The organism is Plantibacter flavus (assembly GCF_051487245.1).
Lineage (GTDB): Bacteria > Actinomycetota > Actinomycetes > Actinomycetales > Microbacteriaceae > Plantibacter > Plantibacter flavus_B.
In genome coordinates this window covers 240,133-261,653 of sequence record NZ_JAHVDH010000002.1, presented here as the reverse complement: position 1 = coordinate 261,653, position 21,521 = coordinate 240,133, and the positions used below count along the sequence as shown (strand labels likewise).

Sequence of the window (21,521 nt, the reverse complement as noted above, 5' to 3'; positions counted from 1 at the left end):
ACCCACGCCACGTCCCGGACGTGCCCGTCGGCAGGTGAGCGGTGAGGGTAACCTCAGCACCGATGCGCCGACCGAGGCCGTACACTCGATCAGAGTTCCCCACGAAAGGCGACCACCGCAGTGATTGCACCCCTTAGCATCCCGAGCCCCGACGTCTCGAGCTTCAGTGTCGGCCCGTTCACGGTGCACTTCTACGCGCTCTGCATCATCGCCGGCATCATCGCCGCGACGATCCTCACCTCTCGCCGCCTCACCAAACGCGGTGCCGAGCCGGGCATCGTGCTCGACATCATCCTGTGGGCCATCCCGCTCGGAATCATCGGCGCACGCGTCTTCCACGTGCTCACGCACCCGGGCGACTACTTCTACCCCGGCGCGGACCTGCTGCGCACGCTCTACATCTGGGAGGGCGGCATCGCGATCTTCGGCTCCCTCCTCGGCGGAGCGGTCGGTGCGTACATCGGCTGCCGGATGACCGGCATCCGCTTCTGGACCTTCGCCGACGCGCTCGCGCCGGGCCTCCTGCTGGCCCAGGCGTTCGGTCGACTCGGCAACTACTTCAACAACGAACTCTTCGGCCTGCCGACGGACCTGCCGTGGGGCCTGGAGATCAAGGCCAGCAACCCGGCGTTCCCCATCGGGCTGCCCGCTGGAACGCTCTTCCACCCGACGTTCCTCTACGAGATCATCTGGAACCTCCTCGGCGTCGCCGTCATCCTCTGGATCGGCAAACGCTTCAACCCGCAGTGGGGCCGCCTGTTCGCCGTCTACCTGATCTGGTACGGCGCCGGCCGGACCGTCTGGGAGACGATCCGCGTCGATCCGAGCGAGTACCTCTTCGGCATCCGCGCCAACGTCTGGGCGGCACTGCTCGCCATCGCCGTCGGCATCGTGATCATCATCGTGCAGACGCGCCGTCACACTGGTGCCGAGCCCTCGGCGTACGTCACCGGCCGGGAGTGGAAGGACCCGAAGGCTGCTGTAGACTTCTACGACACCGACGCGGAGAACCTGGGACTGCGCAGTGCTTCCGACGACAACGACGCCGACGGAGCCGACAGCGCTGCGACGTCCGCTCCGGAGTCCGAAGCCACGGTCGCCACAAGCAGAACCGGCTCCACATCCTAGGCCAGGCGCACACCTTTCTCCGGCCAGGCGTTCCCCGAGTGTCTGCGGGGTTCAGCAACCGTTTCGTCCCAGGGCCAGTGGCGTCCCTTTCCTGATCCCCCTTTCGTGAGGACGGTATATCCATGGCGCACGCACCGTACGCTTCGTTCAGCGCGGTTCCGCCCAAACAGGGCCTCTACAACCCTGCCCGTGAGAAGGACGCCTGTGGCCTGGCCATGGTCGCGACGCTCACCGGTGAGGCCTCGCACAGCATCATCGACGCCGCTCTCGGTTCGCTCCGCAACCTCGAGCACCGTGGGGCCATCGGCTCCGACGCCGGAACCGGTGACGGCGCCGGCATCCTGACGCAGATACCGGACGAGTTCCTCCGCGGCGTGGCCGGGTTCGAGCTTCCGCCGCTCGGCGAGTACGCGGTCGGCATGGCCTTCCTCCCCACCGATCAGGTCGAGCGCGCCGAGCTCCAGGCGCGGATCGAGACCATCGCGACCGAGGAGCAGCTCTCCGTGCTGGGCTGGCGCGAGGTACCGGTCGACCCTCTGGAGCTGGGCAAGCTCGCGCGCGCGGCGATGCCGGCGTTCGAGCAGCTCTTCGTGACCGGTGCCGACGGCTCGAAGCCCGCCGGGATCGCACTCGACCGTCTGACGTTCCGGCTGCGGAAGCGAGCGGAGCGTGAGCTCGGCGCGTACTTCATCTCCCTGTCGAGCCGCACCCTCGTCTACAAGGGCATGGTCACGACCCTGCAGCTCGAACCGTTCTACCCGGACCTCTCCGACGAGCGCTTCGCAACGAAGCTCGCGATCGTGCACTCCCGCTACTCGACGAACACGTTCCCGTCCTGGCCGCTCGCGCAGCCGCTGCGCATGATGGCGCACAACGGCGAGATCAACACCGTCGAGGGCAACCGCAACTGGATGCGTGCCCGACAGTCACAGCTCGAATCCGAACTCATCGGAGACGTGCGTCCACTGCTGCCCATCATCACTCCGGGTGCGAGCGATTCGGCGTCGTTCGACGAGGTGCTCGAGCTCCTCACCCTCACCGGGCGGTCGCTGCCGCACGCGATGATGATGATGGTGCCGGAAGCGTGGGAGAAGCAGACCGGACTGACGCAGGAACGACGCGACTTCTACGAGTTCAACTCCATGCAGATGGAGCCCTGGGACGGACCTGCCGCCCTCACCTTCACCGACGGAACGCTCGTCGGTGCGACGCTCGACCGCAACGGACTGCGCCCCGGGCGCTGGCTCGAGACCACGGACGGCCTGGTCGTGCTCGGCAGCGAGATCGGTGTCCTCGACGTCGAGCCCAGTCGGGTGAAGCGCAAGGGCCGTCTGCGTCCAGGCAAGATGTTCCTCGTCGACACCGTCGCAGGACGCATCATCGAGGACGACGAGATCAAGGACGAACTCTCCGGTGCAGCGCCCTGGGGGGAGTGGCTCGACGCCGGCCGCATCCACCTGCGCGACCTGCCGGAGCGCGAGCACATCGTGCACACGCCCGCCTCGGTCACGCGCCGTCAGCGCACGTTCGGCTACACCGAGGAAGAGGTTCGCATCCTCCTGCAGCCGATGGGTCAGAACGGGGCGGAACCGCTCGGTGCCATGGGCTCCGACACGCCGATCGCCGTGCTGTCGGAGCGCCCTCGACTGTTGTTCGACTACTTCGTGCAGCAGTTCGCGCAGGTGACCAATCCGCCCCTCGACTCGATCCGCGAAGAGGTCGTCACCTCGCTGAAGCTCGGCCTCGGACCGGAACGGAACCTGCTGTCGTGGGGTCCTGACCATGCCAAGCAGGTCGTCCTCGACTTCCCGGTGATCGACAATGACGAGCTCGCCAAGATCCAGCACATCGACCCCCGGCCCGGCAGCCAGCTCACGGCGACCGTCAAGGCGCTGTACCGGGTCGAGGACGGCGCGCGCGGTCTCGAAGCCCGTCTGCGCGAGATGTGCGACGAGGTCGACGAGGCGATCGAGGCGGGTTCCGAGTTCATCGTCTTGAGCGACCGCGACTCGAACTCCGACCTCGCGCCCATCCCGTCGCTGCTCTCGCTAGCAGCCGTTCACCACCACCTCATCCGCTCCGAGAACCGGATGAAGGTCGGCCTGGTGGTCGAGGCAGGCGACGTCCGCGAGGTGCACCACGTCGCACTCCTCATCGGGTACGGCGCATCGGCGATCAACCCGTACCTGGCCATGGAGAGCTGCGAGGACCTCGTACGCAGCGGCCTGATCCAGGGCGTCAGTCGCGAGCAGGCCGTGAAGAACGTGATCAAGGCGCTCGGCAAGGGCGTCCTGAAGATCATGTCCAAGATGGGCATCTCGACGGTGTCCTCGTACGCCGGCGCACAGGCCTTCGAGGCCGTCGGGCTGAGCGAACAGCTGGTCGAGGCCTACTTCACCGGCACGGAGTCGAAGCTCGGCGGCGTCGGCATCGACGTCATCGCCGAGGAGAACGCGAAGCGTCACCGCTACGCGTACCCCGCCGACGCTGCTTCCACCGCTCACGAGCGTCTGCAGTCGGGCGGTGAGTACCAGTGGCGCCGCGACGGTTCACCGCACCTCTTCAACCCCGACACGGTGTTCAAGCTCCAGCACGCCACGAAGACGCGACGGTACGACATCTTCCGCGAGTACACGCACCTCGTCGACTCGCAGGCCGAGCAGCTCATGACCCTTCGCGGCATGTTCACGCTCCGCACCGGCGCGCGTCCTCCGGTCGCCCTGGACGAGGTCGAGTCCGTCGCGTCCATCGTCAAGCGGTTCTCGACCGGTGCGATGAGCTACGGGTCGATCTCCCGCGAAGCCCACGAGACGCTCGCGATCGCGATGAACAGCATCGGTGCGAAGTCGAACACCGGCGAGGGCGGCGAGGACGTCGACCGCCTGCTCGACCCCACGCGCCGCAGCGCCATCAAGCAGGTCGCTTCGGGGCGCTTCGGCGTCACGAGCATGTACCTGACGCACGCCGACGACATCCAGATCAAGCTCGCCCAAGGCGCCAAGCCCGGTGAGGGTGGCCAGTTGCCGCCGACGAAGGTCTACCCCTGGGTGGCCCGGACCCGTCACGCGACCGCAGGCGTCGGACTCATCTCACCGCCGCCGCACCACGACATCTACTCGATCGAAGACCTCAAGCAGCTCATCTTCGATCTGAAGCGAGCGAACCCGAAGGCGCGGATCCACACGAAGCTGGTCAGCCAGTCCGGCATCGGTGCCGTCGCGGCGGGCGTCGCGAAGGCGCTGTCCGATGTGATCCTCGTCTCCGGACACGACGGTGGCACAGGTGCGAGTCCACTCAACTCGCTGAAGCACGCCGGGACGCCCTGGGAACTCGGTCTGGCCGAGACCCAGCAGACGCTGATGCTCAACAACATGCGCGACCGGGTCGTCGTCCAGGTCGACGGTCAGATGAAGACCGGCCGCGACGTCGTCATCGGCGCGCTGCTCGGCGCCGAGGAGTTCGGTTTCGCCACCGCGCCACTCGTCGTCTCGGGTTGCGTCATGATGCGTGTGTGCCACCTCGACACCTGCCCCGTCGGTGTCGCGACCCAGAACCCCGTCCTCCGGGAGCGGTTCACCGGGAAGCCGGAGTTCGTCGTGAACTTCTTCGAGTTCATCGCGCAGGAGGTCCGGGAGTACCTCGCCGAGCTCGGCTTCCGGTCGCTCGAGGAGGCCATCGGCCACAACGAACTGATCGACGCCGACCGGGCGATCGAGCACTGGAAGGCATCCGGGCTCGACCTCTCGCCTGTCCTCGTCGGTCCGGCGTTCGCCGACGACGAGCCGCGGATCAACCGTCGCCCACAGGAACACGAGCTCGAGAAGCACTTCGACCAGCAGCTGATCCGGGCCGCTGCCGACGTCCTGGAGCACGGCGGTCACTTCGCCGTCGACCTGCCGATCCGGAACACCGAGCGTGCCGTCGGCACCATGCTCGGCCACGAGGTGACGCTGCGTCACGGTGAGAACGGCTTGCCGGCCGGCAGCATCGACATCACCCTGCGGGGTTCCGCCGGACAGTCGTTCGGCGCGTTCCTCCCCGGAGGCATCGCGCTGCGCCTCATCGGCGATTCCAACGACTACGTCGGCAAGGGACTGTCCGGTGGACAGATCGTCGTCCGACCGCCGGAGGGCGTCACGTTCGCCCCCGAGGAGAACGTCATCGCTGGCAACGTCATCGGCTACGGGGCGACGCAGGGCACGATGTTCCTCGGTGGCATGGTCGGCGAACGCTTCCTCGTGCGGAACTCCGGTGCGACGGCAGTCGTCGAGGGCGTCGGTGACCACGCACTCGAGTACATGACCGGTGGCCTCGCCCTCATCCTCGGTCAGACGGGTCGCAACCTCGGCGCAGGCATGTCGGGTGGAACCGCCTACGTGTTCGACCTCGAACGCGACCAGGTGAACCGCGACTCCCTCGCCTCCGGTGAGCTGACCCTGCTGCCCCTCGGCAGCGGGGATGTGGAGATCGTCCGCGACCTGCTCGAACGCCACGTCGCGGAGACCGGTTCTCCGTTGGCCGGACGCCTGCTCGCAGACTTCGAGCAGACCGTCTCACGTTTCGTCAAAGTCCTGCCACGCGACTACGCCGCGGTCCTCGCGACCCGGCAGAGCGCCGTCGACGAGGGTCTCGACCCCGACGGCGACATCGTGTGGAACCGAATTCTGGAGGTGACCGGTGGCTGATCCCAAGGGATTCCTGAAGGTACAGGAGCGCGAGCTCCCCAAACGTCGGCCGGTGCCGGTCCGCATCATGGACTGGAAAGAGGTCTACGAGCAGGGCGATCCGTCGACACTGCGCAAGCAGGCCGGTCGCTGCATGGACTGCGGCATCCCGTTCTGCCACAAGGGCTGCCCACTCGGGAACCTGATCCCCGAGTGGAACGACCTGATGTGGCGCGGTGAAGGACGCTCTGCGATCGAGCGCCTGCACGCGACCAACAACTTCCCCGAGTTCACGGGTCGGCTCTGCCCGGCCCCCTGCGAGAGCTCGTGCGTCCTCGGCATCAACCAGCCCGCCGTGACGATCAAACAGGTCGAGGTCTCGATCATCGACCAGGCGTTCGCGAACGGTTGGGTCGAGTCGCACCCGCCCGAGCGTCTCACGGGCAAGACCGTCGCGGTCGTCGGCTCCGGACCCGCCGGGCTCGCCGCCGCGCAGCAGCTCACGCGCGCCGGGCACACGGTCGCCGTCTACGAACGCGATGACCGCATCGGCGGCCTGCTGCGCTACGGCATCCCCGACTTCAAGATGGAGAAGAAGCACCTCGACGTGCGTCTCAAGCAGATGCAGGACGAAGGCACCCGTTTCCGTGCCGGCGTCAACATCGGCGTCGACATCACCTGGGACGAGCTCCGTGCCCGGTACGACGCGGTCGTGATCGCGACCGGCGCCATGGTCCCGCGCGACCTCCCGATCCCCGGCCGCGACCTCTCAGGCGTGCACTTCGCGATGGAGTACCTCGTCCAGGCGAACAAGGTCGGTGCAGGAGACAGCGTGCCCGGCCAGATCACGGCGGAGGACAAGCACGTCGTCGTCCTCGGCGGTGGCGACACGGGTGCCGACTGCATCGGCACCGCGCACCGTCAGGGTGCCGCGTCGGTGACGAACCTCGCGATCGGCAAGCAGCCGGGCGACGACCGGCCCGATCACCAGCCGTGGCCCATGCAGCCGACGATCTTCGAGGTCGCGAGCGCGCATGAGGAGGGCGGTGAGCGGGAGTACCTCGTGTCGACCGTCGAGTTCCTCCACAACGCCGCCGGTGAGGTGCGTGCCGTGCGCGTCGCCGAGACCGAGTTCGTCGATGGACGTCGCGTCCCGAAGAGCGGCACCGAGCGCGAGATCCCAGCGGACCTCGTCCTGCTGGCCATGGGCTTCACCGGCCCCGAGGCCGACACCCTCGAGTCGCAGTTCAAGCTGCCCTTCACCGGGCGCGGCAACGTGGCTCGCGAGGACGACTACCAGACGAGCGAGCCTGGCGTCTTCGTCGCGGGTGACGCCGGTCGCGGCCAGTCCCTCATCGTCTGGGCGATCGCGGAGGGCCGTGCTGCGGCCGCCGCCGTCGACCAGTACCTGGAAGGCGAGACCCAGCTTCCCTTCCCGGTCCGTCCAACGGACCAGCCGATCTCCCTCTAGGCTTTCAGACGGACGACAAGCGTCGGACGAACCATGCCGAGCAGTGAGTACCGAAGCGCCTCCGGCGCAGAAATCATGGAGAACACACACACATGAGACGAGCCAAGATCGTCGCAACGCTGGGCCCCGCGGTCTCCAGCTATGAGAACATCCGGGCCATCATCGATGCAGGCGTCGATGTCACCCGGATGAACCTGAGCCACGGCAGCTACGACGTGCACGAGGCGATCTACGCCAACGTGCGCAAGGCCACCGAGGACTCCGGCCGTGCTGTCGCCGTCCTCGTCGACCTCCAGGGTCCGAAGATCCGCCTCGGCAAGTTCGAGGGCGGCCCGTACGACCTCGCGGTCGGCGACATCTTCAAGATCACCATCGAGGACATCCTCGGCACGAAGGAGATCTCCTCGACGACGTTCAAGGGACTGCCCCAGGACGTCAAGCCGGGCGACTTCCTCCTCATCGACGACGGCAAGGTCAAGGTCGAGGTCGTCGAGGCCGATGACACCGTCGTGACGACGCGCGTCGTCGTCGCCGGACCCGTGTCCAACAACAAGGGCATCAACCTGCCGGGTGTCGCCGTGAACGTCCCCGCGCTGAGCGAGAAGGACGAGGCGGACCTCCGCTGGGGCCTCCGTCTCGGAGCGGACCTCATCGCCCTGTCGTTCGTCCGCGATGCGGCCGACATCGACCGTGTGCACGAGATCATGGCGGAGGAGGGCCGCAAGGTCCCCGTCATCGCGAAGATCGAGAAGCCGCAGGCCGTCGAGAACCTCGAGGGCATCGTCGAGGCGTTCGACGCCATCATGGTCGCCCGTGGCGACCTCGGCGTCGAGCTTCCGCTCGAAGCCGTGCCGATCGTGCAGAAGCGCGCAGTCGAACTCGCCCGCCGTATGGCGAAGCCGGTCATCGTCGCGACGCAGATGCTCGAGTCCATGATCTCCAGCCCCATCCCGACCCGCGCCGAGACGTCCGACGTCGCGAACGCGGTGCTCGACGGCGCTGACGCGGTCATGCTGAGTGGCGAGACCAGTGTCGGCGCCTACCCGGTGATCACCGTCCAGACCATGGCCCGCATCGTCGAGTCGACGGAGATCCACGGCCTGGACCGTGTTCCGCCGCTCGGCACGAAGCCGCGCACGCAGGCCGGTGCGATCACGCTGGCCGCTGTCGAGGTCGCCGACTTCGTCGGTGCGAAGTTCCTCTGCGTGTTCACGGAGTCGGGGGAGTCCGTCCGCCGGATGGCCCGTCTGCGTAACCGCATCCCGATCCTCGCGTTCACGCCCGACCCGGCGATCCGTCGCCGGATGGCGCTGAACTGGGGCGTGGAGTCCTTCGTCGTCGAGCGCGTGACGCACACCGACCAGATGGTCGCCCAGGTGGACGAGGTCCTCGTCGCGACCGGCAAGGCTGCGGTCGGTGAGCCCGTCATCATCATCTCAGGATCCCCTCCCGGGATCCCCGGTACGACGAACGACATCCGCGTCCACAAGGTGGGCGACGTCCTGTAGTCGTCAGCGGCGAACGCCGAAGGCCGTGATCCTCCCGTACGGGGATCACGGCCTTCGTGCGTGCCGGTCGCCTACGCTTGAGGTATGCGCCTCATCCTCATCAGACACGGTCAGACCTCATCGAACGTCGCGGGGCTCCTCGACACGGCGATCCCGGGCGCCGTCCTCACACCGCTGGGTGAGGAGCAGGCGGCGGCTCTGCCTGGTGCGCTCGTCGCCGAGTCGATCGACCGGGTGTATGCGTCGACGGCGGCCCGGGCGCAGCAGACGGCGGCGCCGCTCGCCGCGGCTCGTGGTCTCGAGGTGGTCGTCCGTGACGGTCTCCGGGAGATCGGCGCCGGCGACGGCGAGATGCGCAGTGATGCCGAGGCGGTCCAGCGGTACATCGACGTGATGATCGCGTGGGCCCTCGGAGATCTCGACACCCGCATGCCGGGGGCCGAGAACGGTCATGAGGTCTTCGCGCGTTTCGATGCGGTGATCGAGGAGATCGTGGCTTCCGGTGTGGAGACCGCCGCGATCGTCAGCCATGGCGCGATGCTGCGTTCCTGGCTGGGTCTCCGCGCGACGAACGTCGACGGACACTTCGTGGGAGCGCATCCGATCACCAACACGGGTGTCATCATCGTCATCGGCGACCAGGAGATCGGCTGGCGCGTGGAGACCTGGACGGGCGACGCTGTGGGCGGACCCGAACTGACGACCTCCGCCGACGGCCCGGCGGCCGACGTCGAGCGCGGTTTCTGACACGCGTTCCCTGCTGTGCAGGGCTATCGCTGACTCGAACCCACACGTCTTTCGACAAAGCATTGTGAGTGCCCCAGGAGGGCATTCCCACATCAGTCTTGGTACCGGTGGTGGGACTCGAACCCACACGTCTTTCGACAAAGCATTTTGAGTGCTCCGCGTCTGCCATTCCGCCACACCGGCGCGTTCGCCGCAGGGCGAACAGCAACCTGCATCAGAGTACCGTAGGATTTGAGGGTGACCGAGCAAGAGACCCCACCCGTAGCCCCGCGGCGCGTCGTCGTCGCTGAGGACGAATCCCTCATCCGCCTCGACATCGTCGAGATCCTCCGTGACAACGGTTTCGAGGTGGTCGGCGAGGCCGGCGACGGCGAGACGGCTGTCGCCCTCGCGACGGAGCTCCGTCCGGATCTCGTGATCATGGATGTGAAGATGCCGCAGCTCGACGGCATTTCTGCCGCTGAGCGCATCGGCAAGGCCCACATCGCGCCCGTCGTCCTCCTCACGGCGTTCAGCCAGAAGGAGCTCGTCGAGCGGGCGAGCGAGGCCGGCGCCCTGGCGTATGTCGTCAAGCCGTTCACCCCGAACGACCTGCTCCCCGCGATCGAGATCGCCCTCTCGCGTTATCAGCAGATCATCACGCTCGAGGCCGAGGTCGCCGACATGGTCGAGCGTTTCGAGACGCGGAAGCTCGTCGATCGCGCGAAGGGTCTCCTGAACGAGAAGATGGGCCTGTCGGAGCCCGAGGCGTTCCGCTGGATCCAGAAGGCTTCGATGGACCGTCGCCTGACGATGCACGATGTCGCCCAGGCCATCATCGAGCAGCTCAGCGCCAAGAAGTAGCGCACTCCCACCTCGTCGCAAGAGCGGCCCGCCCCTCGGGGCGGGCCGCTCTGCTGCGTCCGGGGTCCTCGCCGTGGCCTGTCAGGTGCCCGGGGCGTCTTTGATCAGGTTGGTGATGCGGATCGTCGAGCAGCGTCGGCCCTGCTCGTCGCTCACGGCGATCTCGTGCACGGTGAGTGACCGACCGAGGTGGATGGGCGTGCAAACGCCGGTCACGGAGCCGCTCGTCGCCGAGCGGGTGTGGGTGGCGTTGATGTCGATGCCGACGGCCAGCTTGCCAGGACCGGCGAACAGGTTGGCCGCCATGGAGCCGAGCGACTCGCCGAGCACGACGTAGGCTCCGCCGTGGAGCAGCATGGCGGGTTGCGTGTTGCCTTCGACGGGCATCGTGGCGACTGAGCGCTGCACGGTGAACTCGGTGAACTCGATCCCCATCTTCGCGGCGAGGGCTCCACTGCCTCTCGTGCGCAGGAACTCGAGGGCTTCGTTGGTCTCGTTCGTCATGTCCACCTTCGGATCGTGCCTGAACCGTGTCGGCACCGGCTTGTAGGCTGGGCGCGTGTCGGAATCAGAAAAGCCTACCCTCCTCATCGTCGACGGCCACTCGCTCGCCTTCCGGGCGTTCTACGCCCTGCCGGTGGACAGTTTCCAAACCCGCGACGGCCAGCACACGAACGCCATCCACGGCTTCATCTCGATGCTGATCAGTCTGTTGAAGAACGAGAACCCGAGCCACATCGCCGTGGCGTTCGACATCTCGCGTCGTTCCTTCCGCACGCGCGAGTACCCGGAGTACAAGGGCACCCGCGGTGAGACCCCCGCCGAGTTCAAGGGTCAGGTGCCGCTGCTGGAGGAAGCCCTCAAGGCGATGAACATCACGACCATCAGCAAGGAGGACTACGAGGCGGACGACATCCTCGCGACCCTTGCGAAGCAGGGCGCCGAGGAGGGCTTCCGCGTCCTCGTGGTCTCCGGCGACCGTGACACGATCCAGCTCGTGACGGACGACGTCACCCTCCTGTACCCCTCGAGCCAGGGCGTGTCCGCCCTCACCCGCTACGACGGCGCGAAGGTCTTCGACCGTTACGGCATCCGTCCGGAGCAGTACCCGGAGATCGCCGCGCTCGTCGGCGAGACGAGCGACAACCTGCCGGGCATCCCGAAGGTGGGGGAGAAGACCGCGGTGAAGTGGCTCAATCAGTTCGGGTCGCTCGAGCAGATCCTCGAACGGGCCGACGAGATCACCGGCAAGGTCGGCGAGAGCCTGCGGGAGCACAAGGAGAACGCGATCCGGAACCGCCGCCTCAACCGGCTCCTCACGGATGTCGAGCTGCCGGTGGGCCCGAAGGATCTCGAGCGGCGGCCGCTCGATGCCGACGCCGTCGCAGCGATCTTCGGTCGCCTGGAGTTCCGCACGCTGCTGGATCGCGTCCTGAAGCTCGACGGACTCGAGTCAAACACGGACGTCAGCGCTCCGGTTCCGGCCGGTGTCGTCATGCCTCCGCAGAAGGAACTCCTCGACGAGGAGCTGGAGGCCTGGCTCACACGCTCGGTCGCCGCCCACCCGGGCGGCATCGGCCTCCATGTCGAGCTGTCCGAGGGCCTGCCCGTCGCGGCCGGACTGGCCACGCCCACGGAGGTCGTCACCCTCGCTTGGAAGCCGGGTGAGGCGGACTACGCACCGCTCGAGGCCTGGCTCGCGAGCGACGCCCCCAAGATCATGCACGACGCAAAGCCCCAGCTGCAGGCGATCACGCGCGCCGGGCTGCGCTTCGCAGCGCTCGGATACGACACGATCGTGGCCGGCTGGCTGCTCCGTCCGAGCGGCGGCGACAAGACCGTCGGCGACCTCGTCGCGCGCTACCTCGACGAGACCCTGCCGGTCTCCGACCCGAACCAGCTCGTGCCGGAGACCGACCCGGTGGGCGCTGGCGGCACCGCCTGGTACGCGGTGCGCGTCGCAGAGGCCACCCGCGCGGCCCTCGACCCCGGGTCGCTCAGCGTCCTCCTCGACATGGAGCTTCCGGTCCTGCAGGTGCTCGCTCACATGGAACTGAACGGCGTGAGCGTCGACCACGGCATTCTGAGCGGGCTCTCGGAGCAGCTCGCCAACACGGCCGCCGAGCTGGCGAGCAGCGCCTACGCGGAGATCGGACGGGAGGTCAACCTCGGCTCCCCGAAGCAGCTCCAGGAGGTGCTCTTCGACCAGCTCCAGATGCCGAAGACCCGCGCGAACAAGACCGGCTACTCCACCGACGCCGGAGCCCTCGCCGACCTCCAGGAGAAGAACCCGCACCCCTTCCTCGGATTGCTGCTCGAGCATCGCGACGCGACGAAGCTCCGGCAGATCGTCGAGACGCTCGACAAGGCGATCACCTCCGACGGCCGCATCCACACGACCTACGTCCAGATCGGCACGAGCACAGGGCGGATCTCGTCGACGGACCCGAACCTTCAGAACATCCCCGTCCGCACCGAGGAGGGCCGCCGCATCCGTGCGGCGTTCCAGCCCGGTGCGGAATTCGAGACGCTGCTCACCGCCGACTACTCGCAGATCGAGATGCGGATCATGGCGCACCTGTCGGGTGACGCCGGCCTCATCGAGGCCTTCAATTCGGGCGAGGACCTGCACCGTTTCGTCGGATCCCGCATCTTCGGTGTCGCGGCCGAGGAGGTCACACCGGCGATGCGAAACAAGGTCAAGGCCATGTCCTACGGCCTCGCCTATGGCCTGAGCGCCTTCGGCCTGTCCAAACAGCTGCGCATCTCGAGCGCCGAGGCCAAGCAGCTCATGGTCGACTACTTCGAGCGGTTCGGTGCGGTGCGCGACTACCTGCGGAACGTGGTCGAGCAGGCCAAGCTCGACGGCTACACGGAGACGATCTTCGGTCGACGTCGGCTGTTCCCCGAGCTGTCGAGCCCGAACCGTCTCGTGCGGGAGAACGCGGAGCGGGCAGCGCTCAACGCGCCCATCCAGGGCTCAGCAGCCGACATCATGAAGCGCGCGATGATCGGCATCGAGTCCGATCTCAGCGAGCAATCGCTGTCCTCCCGCATGATGCTCCAGGTCCACGACGAACTGATCTTCGAGGTCGCTCCGGGGGAGTGGGACGCACTGGAGACGGTCGTCCGCGCTCGGATGGCGGGCGCTGCGGACCTCTCCGTGCCGCTCGACGTCCAGGTCGGTCGCGGCGCGAACTGGGACGCTGCCGCGCACTGATCCGAGGGCTCGCAACCGCATCCGGCGCTCACGCCGGGTGCGGACTAGGCTCGAAGGCATGTCGCACGAAGAACCTCGTCAGAGCACGCCGATCGACGCCATCGCCGAGGCCTGGGTGGAGACCCTCGTCCAGCTGCGTCCAGAACTCGGAACCTACATCGGCCGGAACGACGTCGGTGAACGCTACAGCGATTACTCGCCGGAGGGGCACGCCGCGTATCTCGAACAGGCGTCGCGAACGCTGGCCGAGCTGCGCGCCGCCTCGCCGGTCGACGCGGTCGACCGCGTCACCCAGACCGACCTCTCCGCCGAGCTCGAACTCGACATCGCCTCCTCCGACGCCGGTCTGCAGTACCGGGATCTCAACGTCATCGCATCACCCGTTCAGGAACTCCGCGAGGTCTACGACCTGATGCCGACGGCCTCCGTCGACGACTGGAGCACCATCCGCACTCGCCTCGGCAACGTCCCGGACGCCATCGACGGATACATCGCCACGCTGCGCGAAGGGATCTCGCGGGGCATCACCCCGGCCAAGCGCCAGGTTGCGGAGGTCTACGAGCAGGTGCTCCGGACCGGCGCCGACGACGGCTTCTTCGTCGAGTTCGCTGCGAACGCGTCGCCCGACACCGGCCAGCTGCCGGCGTCCCTGGCCGCTGAACTGTCCGCCGGCGCCGGCGCCGCTGTCGTCGCCTACCACCGTCTCGCAGACTTCTTCGCGCACGAGCTGCTCCCGGTGGCGACCGAGCAGGACGGGATCGGTCGCGACCTGTACGCGCTGCAGTCGCGCCGGTTCCTCGGTGCGACGGTAGACCTCGACGAGAGCTATGAGTGGGGGATCGAGGAGCTCGCGCGGATGGTGGCGGAGCAGGAGTCCATCGCGAACGAGATCCTCCCGGGAGCGAGCGTCGAGGAAGCCGTCGCCTTCTTGGAACAGGATCCGGCTCGCAAGCTCCACGGCACCGAGGCGCTCCAGCGCTGGATGCAGGAGACGAGCGATCGCGCGGTGGAGGAACTGGGGCGCACGCACTTCGACATTCCACAGGAGATCCGTGCTCTGGAGTGCATGATCGCGCCCACCCAGGAGGGCGGCATCTACTACACCGGTCCGACAGACGACTTCTCGCGTCCTGGCCGTATGTGGTGGTCGGTCCCCGCAGGCGTCACCGAGTTCGACACCTGGCGGGAACTGACGACCGTCTACCACGAGGGTGTGCCAGGGCATCACCTGCAGATCGGCCAGGCGGTCGTCAACCGCGGCACGCTGAACCTCTGGCGGCGCCAGCTTGCCGGGACCTCGGGACACGCCGAGGGTTGGGCGCTCTACGCCGAGCGGCTCATGGAACAGCTCGGGTATCTCGACGATCCGGCCGATCGACTCGGCATGCTCGACGGTCAGCGTATGCGCGCTGCCAGGGTCGTGCTCGACATCGGTGTGCACCTCGGCAAGCCGCTCCCGGACGGCAGCGGCATGTGGACGGCTGAGTACGCCTTCGACTTCATGGGCCGCAACGTGAACATGTCGCCGGAATTCGTCCGGTTCGAGGTCAACCGCTACCTGGGCTGGCCGGGCCAGGCTCCGTCCTACAAGATCGGTCAGCGGATCTGGGAACAGCTGCGTGACGAGGTCGCGGAGCGCGAGGGGTCGTCGTTCGACATCAAGCGCTTCCACCGTCGGGCGCTCGACCTCGGCGGTGTCGGCCTCGACACGCTGCGTTCGGCGCTGCTCGAGTGACCGCTCGGGTCGTGATCGCGGGTGCCTCCGGCTTCATCGGACAGCATCTCGTCGAAGCCCTCCGCGCCGAGGGGGCGGAGGTCAACGTCATCGGCCGCAGTCGGGCCGACGCGGTATGGGGCGACCTCGCCGCGATCACCAGGGTCGTCGACGGCGCAGACCTGGTGATCAACCTCGCGGGGAAGAGCGTCAACTGCCGCTACACCCGGGCGAACCGAGACGAGATCCTGCGGTCGCGGGTGGAGACGACAGACGAGCTCGCTCGGGCCGTCCAGGCAGCGTCCGTTCCGCCGCCGCTGTGGATCAACTCCTCGACGGCGACGATCTACCGGCACGCCGAGGACCGAGGCATGACGGAGTCGTCGGGCGAGATCGGCGTCGGCTTCTCGGTCGATGTCGCCACCGCGTGGGAGCACGCGTTCTTCGCACCCGAGCTGCCGTCCACCCGCCGCGTGGCGCTGCGGATCGCGATCGTGTTGGGTGACGGCGGTGCACTCAAGCCGTTGCTCGCGCTCGCACGGTTCGGACTCGGCGGCGCGCAGCTCGACGGCCGTTGGCCGATCACTCGCGCGCGGCGTGAAGCCGGTACCGCGCACGCGTTCGGCGCCCGCGGCGGCCGACAGCGGTTCAGCTGGGTCCACATCGACGACGTCATCGGCGCGATCCACTTCGTCCGCGACCACCAGGAGATCGAGGGCGTCGTCAACGTCTCGTCGCCGAACCCTACGGACAACGTCGGATTCATGCGGACGCTGCGCTTCGCCGTCGGGCGGCTGCTCGGCCTTCCCGCGCCGCGCTGGATGCTCGAGACCGGGATGTTCGTGCTCCGCACGGAGACCGAACTCGTGCTGAAGAGTCGGTGGGTGCTCCCCGAGCGCCTGGTGCAGGCAGGCTATCGATTCGCGTACCCCGAGCTCGATCCGACGCTCCGGGAGATCATCACCGCTCACAGCTTGCCCAGGGCGACCCAATCCCGCTAAGCTGGACTGTCACAATTGTGACGTCCTATCCGCCTGCCCGTCTCGCGGTGCGGCTCCGATCCTCGGATCGGAAACACACACAACAGCATCATCCCGATCACGGTCCGTGGGCCTCCCATGAATCCGGAACGATGCGCGAGGCTCGGCCTGAATCATTGTCCACACTGGAGCAATTACTACATGACAAGCGCAACGACCGCCCCCAAGCAGGTCGCAATCAACGACATCGGATCTGCTGAGGACTTCCTCGCAGCGGTCGAAAAGACTCTGAAGTTCTTCAACGACGGCGACCTCATCGAGGGCACCGTGGTGAAGATCGACCGCGACGAGGTCCTCCTCGACGTCGGCTACAAGACCGAGGGTGTCATCCCCTCGCGTGAACTCTCCATCAAGCACGACGTCGACCCCTCCGAGGTCGTCAACGTCGGTGACTCGATCGAGGCTCTCGTTCTCCAGAAGGAGGACAAGGAAGGCCGTCTGATCCTGTCCAAGAAGCGTGCGCAGTACGAGCGCGCTTGGGGCGACGTGGAGAAGATCAAGGAATCCGACGGCGTCGTCACCGGTTCGGTCATCGAGGTCGTCAAGGGCGGCCTCATCGTCGACATCGGCCTCCGTGGCTTCCTCCCGGCTTCGCTCATCGAGCTGCGCCGCGTCCGCGACCTCACGCCGTACCTCGGCCAGGAGATCGAAGCGAAGATCCTCGAGCTCGACAAGAACCGCAACAACGTGGTCCTGTCGCGCCGTGCGCTCCTGGAGCAGACGCAGTCCGAGAGCCGCACCACCTTCCTCAACAACCTCCAGAAGGGACAGGTCCGCAAGGGCGTCGTCTCCTCGATCGTCAACTTCGGCGCGTTCGTCGACCTCGGCGGCGTCGACGGTCTCGTCCACGTCTCCGAGCTCAGCTGGAAGCACATCGAGCACGCCAGCGAGGTCGTCGAGGTCGGTCAGGAAGTCACCGTCGAGATCCTCGAGGTGGACCTGGACCGCGAGCGCGTCTCCCTGTCGCTCAAGGCGACGCAGGAGGACCCGTGGCAGGTCTTCGCCCGCACCCACGCCATCGGCCAGGTTGCACCGGGTAAGGTCACCAAGCTGGTTCCGTTCGGTGCATTCGTCCGCGTCGCAGACGGCATCGAGGGCCTCGTGCACATCTCGGAGCTCTCCGGCAAGCACGTCGAGCTCGCCGAGCAGGTCGTTTCGGTCGGTGAAGAGGTCTTCGTCAAGGTCATCGACATCGACCTCGAGCGTCGCCGCATCTCGCTGAGCCTCAAGCAGGCCAACGAGGGTGTCGACCCCGAGGGTACCGAGTTCGACCCGGCCCTCTACGGCATGCTCACGGAGTACGACGACCTCGGGAACTACAAGTACCCCGAGGGCTTCGACGCCGAGACGCAGGAGTGGAAGGAAGGCTTCGACGCCGAGCGCGAGAAGTGGGAGCAGGACTACGCTGCAGCCCAGGCTCGTTGGGAAGCACACAAGAAGCAGGTCGCTGCTGCGGCCGTCGAAGAGGCCAACCAGTCCTCCTCGTCCTCCGCTTCGTCGGCAGGTTCCTCGTTCTCCAGCGAGTCCACCGGTGGTGGCACCCTCGCAGACGACGAGTCGCTCGCCGCGCTGCGCGAGAAGCTCTCGAGCAACTAGTCACACCCACGTCGACTTCGGTCGACGGCCAGCAGGGGGTCGCCTTCGGGCGGCCCCCTGCTGCGTTCCTCCGGGAGGTGTCCGACGCCCGTCAGACTGCGGTCGCGAGGCGACGCCGACGTCGCCGGATCAGACGCCAGGCCACGACCCCGGCAAGCAGCACGCCGACGACCACGAGCACAGGGACGATGAGCGCGAGCACCGATGCGAGCAGACTGCCGACATCTTCGAGCACGCTGAGCACCGGGGCTGCGAACCCCGCGGTGGCCGCGTTCGCGACCGGTCGGACACCCATCTTCAGCAGGTGGATCACGAGTGCGATGGCGATGCCCGCGGCGATCGGGACCCACTGCCCGGAGTCCACGAGCCGACCCGGGTCCTGAACGGCGATGGTTTCGGTGCCGACCCCGGAACCGAAGGCGATGCCACCAGCAGACGGTCTGACGATGGTCTGGAGCACGTCGTTCACCGAATCGACCGCCGGTATCTTGTCTGCGACGAACTCGACCACGAGCAGCACGGCGAGGATGCCGAGGACCCACGGATTCTCGAGCCACGTCCAACCTGCCGGCAGCGCGATGACATCGGTCAACCGGGACAACAGGCCGACGGAGAGCAACGGGATGTACGCGTTCACGCCGGCCGCTGCGGCGAGCCCGGCTCCCGTCAAGATCTCGAGCATGCGCCCTCCTCGTCCGCTGCAGCGGCCGGAGCCACCTGTCCGAACATGGTAGCCGCGGCCACGCGGGTACGCTGGCAGACATGTACCTCATCGGCCTCACTGGCGGCATCGCCTCCGGGAAATCGACCATCGCGGCTCGCTTCGCCGAGCACGGTGCCGTCGTCATCGACGCGGACGTCCTCTCCAGACAGGTCGTCGAACCGGGCACGCCTGGCCTGGCGGCGATCGCCGATCGATTCGGTCCGGGTGTCATCGGCCAGGACGGCTCGCTCGACCGTGCGGCGCTCGGCGCGATCGTGTTCGCGGACGAGCAGGCCCGGGCGGCGCTCAACGCCATCGTGCACCCCGAGGTGAAGCGTCGTTCTCAGGCACTCATCGCCGAGGCCTCAGCAGACCCGGATGCGGTCGTCGTGTACGACGTGCCGCTGCTCGTCGAGACTGGACGGGGGGACGAGTTCGACCTCGTCGTCGTCGCGTTCGCCCCGGCGGACATCCGCACCGAACGCCTCACCACGATCCGAGGTCTCGACCAGGTCGAGGCCGAACGTCGCATCGCAGCCCAGGCGACTGACGAGCAGCGTGCCGCAGCCGCCGACATCGTGATCGACACTGCGGGTTCGCTCGCCGCCACGCTCGACCAGGTGGACGCCGTGTGGCGGAACACCGTGGGGTCCGCAGAGGTCCGCCGCCCCGGCTGATCCTCATCTGACGGGACGATCCGCTGTGGGCGAAGCGGGGGAGCGGTGTCGGTGGCGCTCCGTAGACTCGAAGCATGGAACCCACACGCGCCGTCCGCCCTTTCGAGGTGATCAGCGAGTACGAGCCGAGCGGCGACCAGCCCGCAGCCATCGAGCAGCTGTCGGGCCGGATCAACGCCGGCGAGACCGACGTCGTGCTGCTCGGCGCCACCGGAACAGGTAAGTCGGCCACCACCGCGTGGCTGATCGAGGCCGTGCAGCGGCCGACGCTCGTCCTGGCACACAACAAGACACTGGCGGCGCAGCTCGCGAACGAGTTCCGCGAGCTCATGCCCAACAACGCGGTCGAGTACTTCGTGTCGTACTACGACTACTACCAGCCCGAGGCCTATGTCCCGCAGACCGATACGTTCATCGAGAAGGACTCGTCGATCAACGCCGAGGTCGAGCGCCTCCGCCACTCCACCACCAACTCGTTGCTCAGCCGACGAGACGTCATCGTCGTCTCCACCGTCTCCTGCATCTACGGCCTGGGTGCAGCGGAGGAGTACCTGGAAGCGATGGCCGCTCTGCAGGTCGGCCAGGACATCGGGCGCGACCGCCTCATCCGCAAGTTCGTCGGCATGCAGTACAACCGCAACGACGTCGACTTCTCACGCGGCAATTTCCGCGTGCGCGGCGACACGATCGAGATCATCCCCGTCTACGAGGAACTCGCCATCCGCATCGAGTTCTTCGGCGACGAGATCGAGGCGCTCTACGCACTGCACCCACTCACCGGAGACGTCGTGAAGAAGCTCGACGCGGTCTCGGTGTTCCCCGCCTCGCACTACGCTGCGAGCCCGCAGACCATCCAACGTGCCATCGGGACGATCCAGGAGGAGCTCGCAGAGCGTCTCCAAGCCCTCGAGCGCGAAGGCAAGCTGTTGGAGGCCCAGCGTCTCCGGATGCGCACCACCTTCGACCTCGAGATGATGCAGCAGATCGGGTTCTGCTCGGGTATCGAGAACTACTCGAGGCACATCGACGGCCGCTCGGCCGGCGAGGCACCGAACTGCCTGCTCGACTACTTCCCCGACGACTTCCTCACCGTCATCGACGAGTCGCACGTGACCGTGCCGCAGATCGGTGCCATGTTCGAGGGCGACGCCTCGCGAAAGCGCACGCTCGTCGAGCACGGCTTCCGGCTCCCGAGCGCGATGGACAACCGGCCACTCCGGTGGGACGAGTTCAAGAATCGTGTCGGTCAGACGGTGTACCTCTCGGCGACGCCCGGCAAGTACGAGATGGGGATCGCCGACGGCATCGTCGAGCAGATCATCCGCCCGACCGGCCTCGTCGACCCCGCGATCATCGTCAAGCCGTCGAACGGTCAGATCGACGATCTCCTCGAGGAGATCAGGGTCCGCGCCGAGCGCGACGAACGGGTGCTCGTCACCACGCTGACGAAGAAGATGGCCGAGGAGCTCACCGACTTCCTCACTGAAGCCGGCGTGCGTGTCCGCTATCTCCACTCCGACGTCGACACCCTGCGCCGCGTGGAGCTCCTGAGCGAACTGCGACAGGGCGTCTACGACGTCCTCATCGGCATCAACCTCCTCCGGGAGGGCCTCGACCTCCCGGAGGTCTCACTCGTCGCCATCCTCGACGCCGACAAGGAGGGCTTCCTCCGATCGTCGACGTCGCTCATCCAGACCATCGGTCGGGCCGCCCGCAACGTCTCGGGCGAGGTGCACATGTATGCGGACGTCCTCACGGACTCGATGAAACGCGCGATCGAGGAGACCGACCGCCGCCGCGAGAAGCAGATCGCGTACAACGAGGAGCGCGGCATCGATCCGCAGCCGCTGCGGAAGCGGATCGCCGACATCACCGAGGCGCTGGCGCGGGAGGGTGCAGACACCGCAGCGCTCCTCGCCGGACGTGACAACGGCAAGAAGAAGAGCCCGACGCCGAACCTGCGCCGCGAGGGCATCGCCGCCGAGGGGGCGAACGACCTCGAATCGATCATCGCTGACCTCAACGCACAGATGCTCGCCGCAGCCGCCGAGCTGAAGTTCGAGCTCGCCGGACGCCTGCGTGACGAGGTCGCCGAGCTCAAGCAGGAATTGCGTCAGATGGCGAAGGCGGGGCACATCTAGCGAGTCGGCTTCGCTCAGAGCGGAGTGGCGGCACCGCTGACGGGAGTCCGGTGTCGGTGGTGCTGCGTA

14 protein-coding genes and 1 tRNA gene are annotated in these 21,521 nt (G+C 67.1%); 12 read left to right on the top strand and 3 right to left on the bottom strand.

From position 1 onward, the window contains the following. The first annotated feature begins 120 nt into the window (after positions 1-120). The 5 genes from lgt to KXS11_RS05015 all read left to right on the top strand — a co-directional run bounded on the left by lgt (position 121) and on the right by KXS11_RS05015 (position 9,518). Complete coding sequence (lgt, locus tag KXS11_RS05035; protein ID WP_437384415.1) at positions 121-1,128, top strand: prolipoprotein diacylglyceryl transferase; 1,008 nt, start codon at positions 121-123, stop codon at positions 1,126-1,128. 122 nt (positions 1,129-1,250) lie between these two features. Continuing rightward, a complete protein-coding gene (gene gltB, locus KXS11_RS05030) occupies positions 1,251-5,813 on the top strand; it encodes a glutamate synthase large subunit (protein ID WP_437384413.1) in 4,563 nt (1,520 codons plus the stop codon). After that, positions 5,806-7,263 (top strand): glutamate synthase subunit beta, encoded by a 1,458-nt coding sequence (locus KXS11_RS05025; RefSeq protein WP_437384412.1) that lies wholly within the window; start codon positions 5,806-5,808, stop codon positions 7,261-7,263. Before gltB ends, KXS11_RS05025 begins: the two co-directional genes overlap by 8 nt. 92 nt (positions 7,264-7,355) lie before the next feature. Further along, a complete protein-coding gene (gene pyk, locus KXS11_RS05020) occupies positions 7,356-8,771 on the top strand; it encodes a pyruvate kinase (protein WP_437384410.1) in 1,416 nt (471 codons plus the stop codon). Positions 8,772-8,855: 84 nt separating this feature from the next. Continuing rightward, on the top strand, positions 8,856-9,518 hold the full coding sequence (locus KXS11_RS05015; RefSeq protein WP_437384408.1) for a histidine phosphatase family protein: 663 nt from the start codon (positions 8,856-8,858) through the stop codon (positions 9,516-9,518). 99 nt (positions 9,519-9,617) lie between these two features. Here KXS11_RS05015 and KXS11_RS05010 read toward each other — a convergent pair. Beyond that, positions 9,618-9,701: transfer RNA gene (locus tag KXS11_RS05010), tRNA-Leu, on the bottom strand. 54 nt (positions 9,702-9,755) lie between these two features. Between KXS11_RS05010 and KXS11_RS05005 the strand changes: the two genes are divergently transcribed. Further along, positions 9,756-10,361: an ANTAR domain-containing response regulator gene (locus KXS11_RS05005; RefSeq protein ID WP_347868777.1), complete on the top strand. Its 606-nt coding sequence runs from the start codon at positions 9,756-9,758 to the stop codon at positions 10,359-10,361. Between the two features lie 81 nt (positions 10,362-10,442). Here the strand turns inward: KXS11_RS05005 and KXS11_RS05000 are convergent, their stop codons facing one another. Next, positions 10,443-10,865, bottom strand: coding sequence for a hotdog fold thioesterase (locus KXS11_RS05000; RefSeq protein WP_437384406.1), 423 nt, complete (start codon positions 10,863-10,865; stop codon positions 10,443-10,445). A 55-nt stretch (positions 10,866-10,920) separates the two neighbouring features. On the opposite strand from KXS11_RS05000, the gene polA reads away from it, so the two are divergent. The 4 genes from polA to rpsA all read left to right on the top strand — a co-directional run bounded on the left by polA (position 10,921) and on the right by rpsA (position 17,931). After that, positions 10,921-13,581: a DNA polymerase I gene (polA, locus tag KXS11_RS04995; RefSeq protein ID WP_437384405.1), complete on the top strand. Its 2,661-nt coding sequence runs from the start codon at positions 10,921-10,923 to the stop codon at positions 13,579-13,581. A 58-nt stretch (positions 13,582-13,639) separates the two neighbouring features. Beyond that, positions 13,640-15,316, top strand: coding sequence for a DUF885 domain-containing protein (locus KXS11_RS04990; RefSeq protein WP_437384403.1), 1,677 nt, complete (start codon positions 13,640-13,642; stop codon positions 15,314-15,316). Further along, positions 15,313-16,296: an epimerase gene (locus KXS11_RS04985; protein WP_437384402.1), complete on the top strand. Its 984-nt coding sequence runs from the start codon at positions 15,313-15,315 to the stop codon at positions 16,294-16,296. The genes KXS11_RS04990 and KXS11_RS04985 overlap by 4 nt, the downstream gene beginning before the upstream one ends. A 180-nt stretch (positions 16,297-16,476) precedes the next feature. Then, entirely contained in the window at positions 16,477-17,931 is a 1,455-nt protein-coding gene (gene rpsA, locus KXS11_RS04980) for a 30S ribosomal protein S1 (RefSeq protein WP_437384400.1), read from the top strand. A 91-nt stretch (positions 17,932-18,022) separates the two neighbouring features. Here rpsA and KXS11_RS04975 read toward each other — a convergent pair whose 3' ends face one another. After that, on the bottom strand, positions 18,023-18,613 hold the full coding sequence (locus tag KXS11_RS04975) for a DUF4126 domain-containing protein (RefSeq protein WP_437384398.1): 591 nt from the start codon (positions 18,611-18,613) through the stop codon (positions 18,023-18,025). Between the two features lie 80 nt (positions 18,614-18,693). Between KXS11_RS04975 and coaE the strand changes: the two genes are divergently transcribed. Together coaE and uvrB are read left to right on the top strand one after the other, a co-directional pair. Continuing rightward, positions 18,694-19,311, top strand: coding sequence for a dephospho-CoA kinase (gene coaE / locus KXS11_RS04970; protein WP_437384396.1), 618 nt, complete (start codon positions 18,694-18,696; stop codon positions 19,309-19,311). Positions 19,312-19,385: 74 nt separating this feature from the next. Beyond that, a complete protein-coding gene (gene uvrB / locus KXS11_RS04965; protein WP_437384395.1) occupies positions 19,386-21,452 on the top strand; it encodes an excinuclease ABC subunit UvrB in 2,067 nt (688 codons plus the stop codon). Positions 21,453-21,521: the final 69 nt, after the last annotated feature.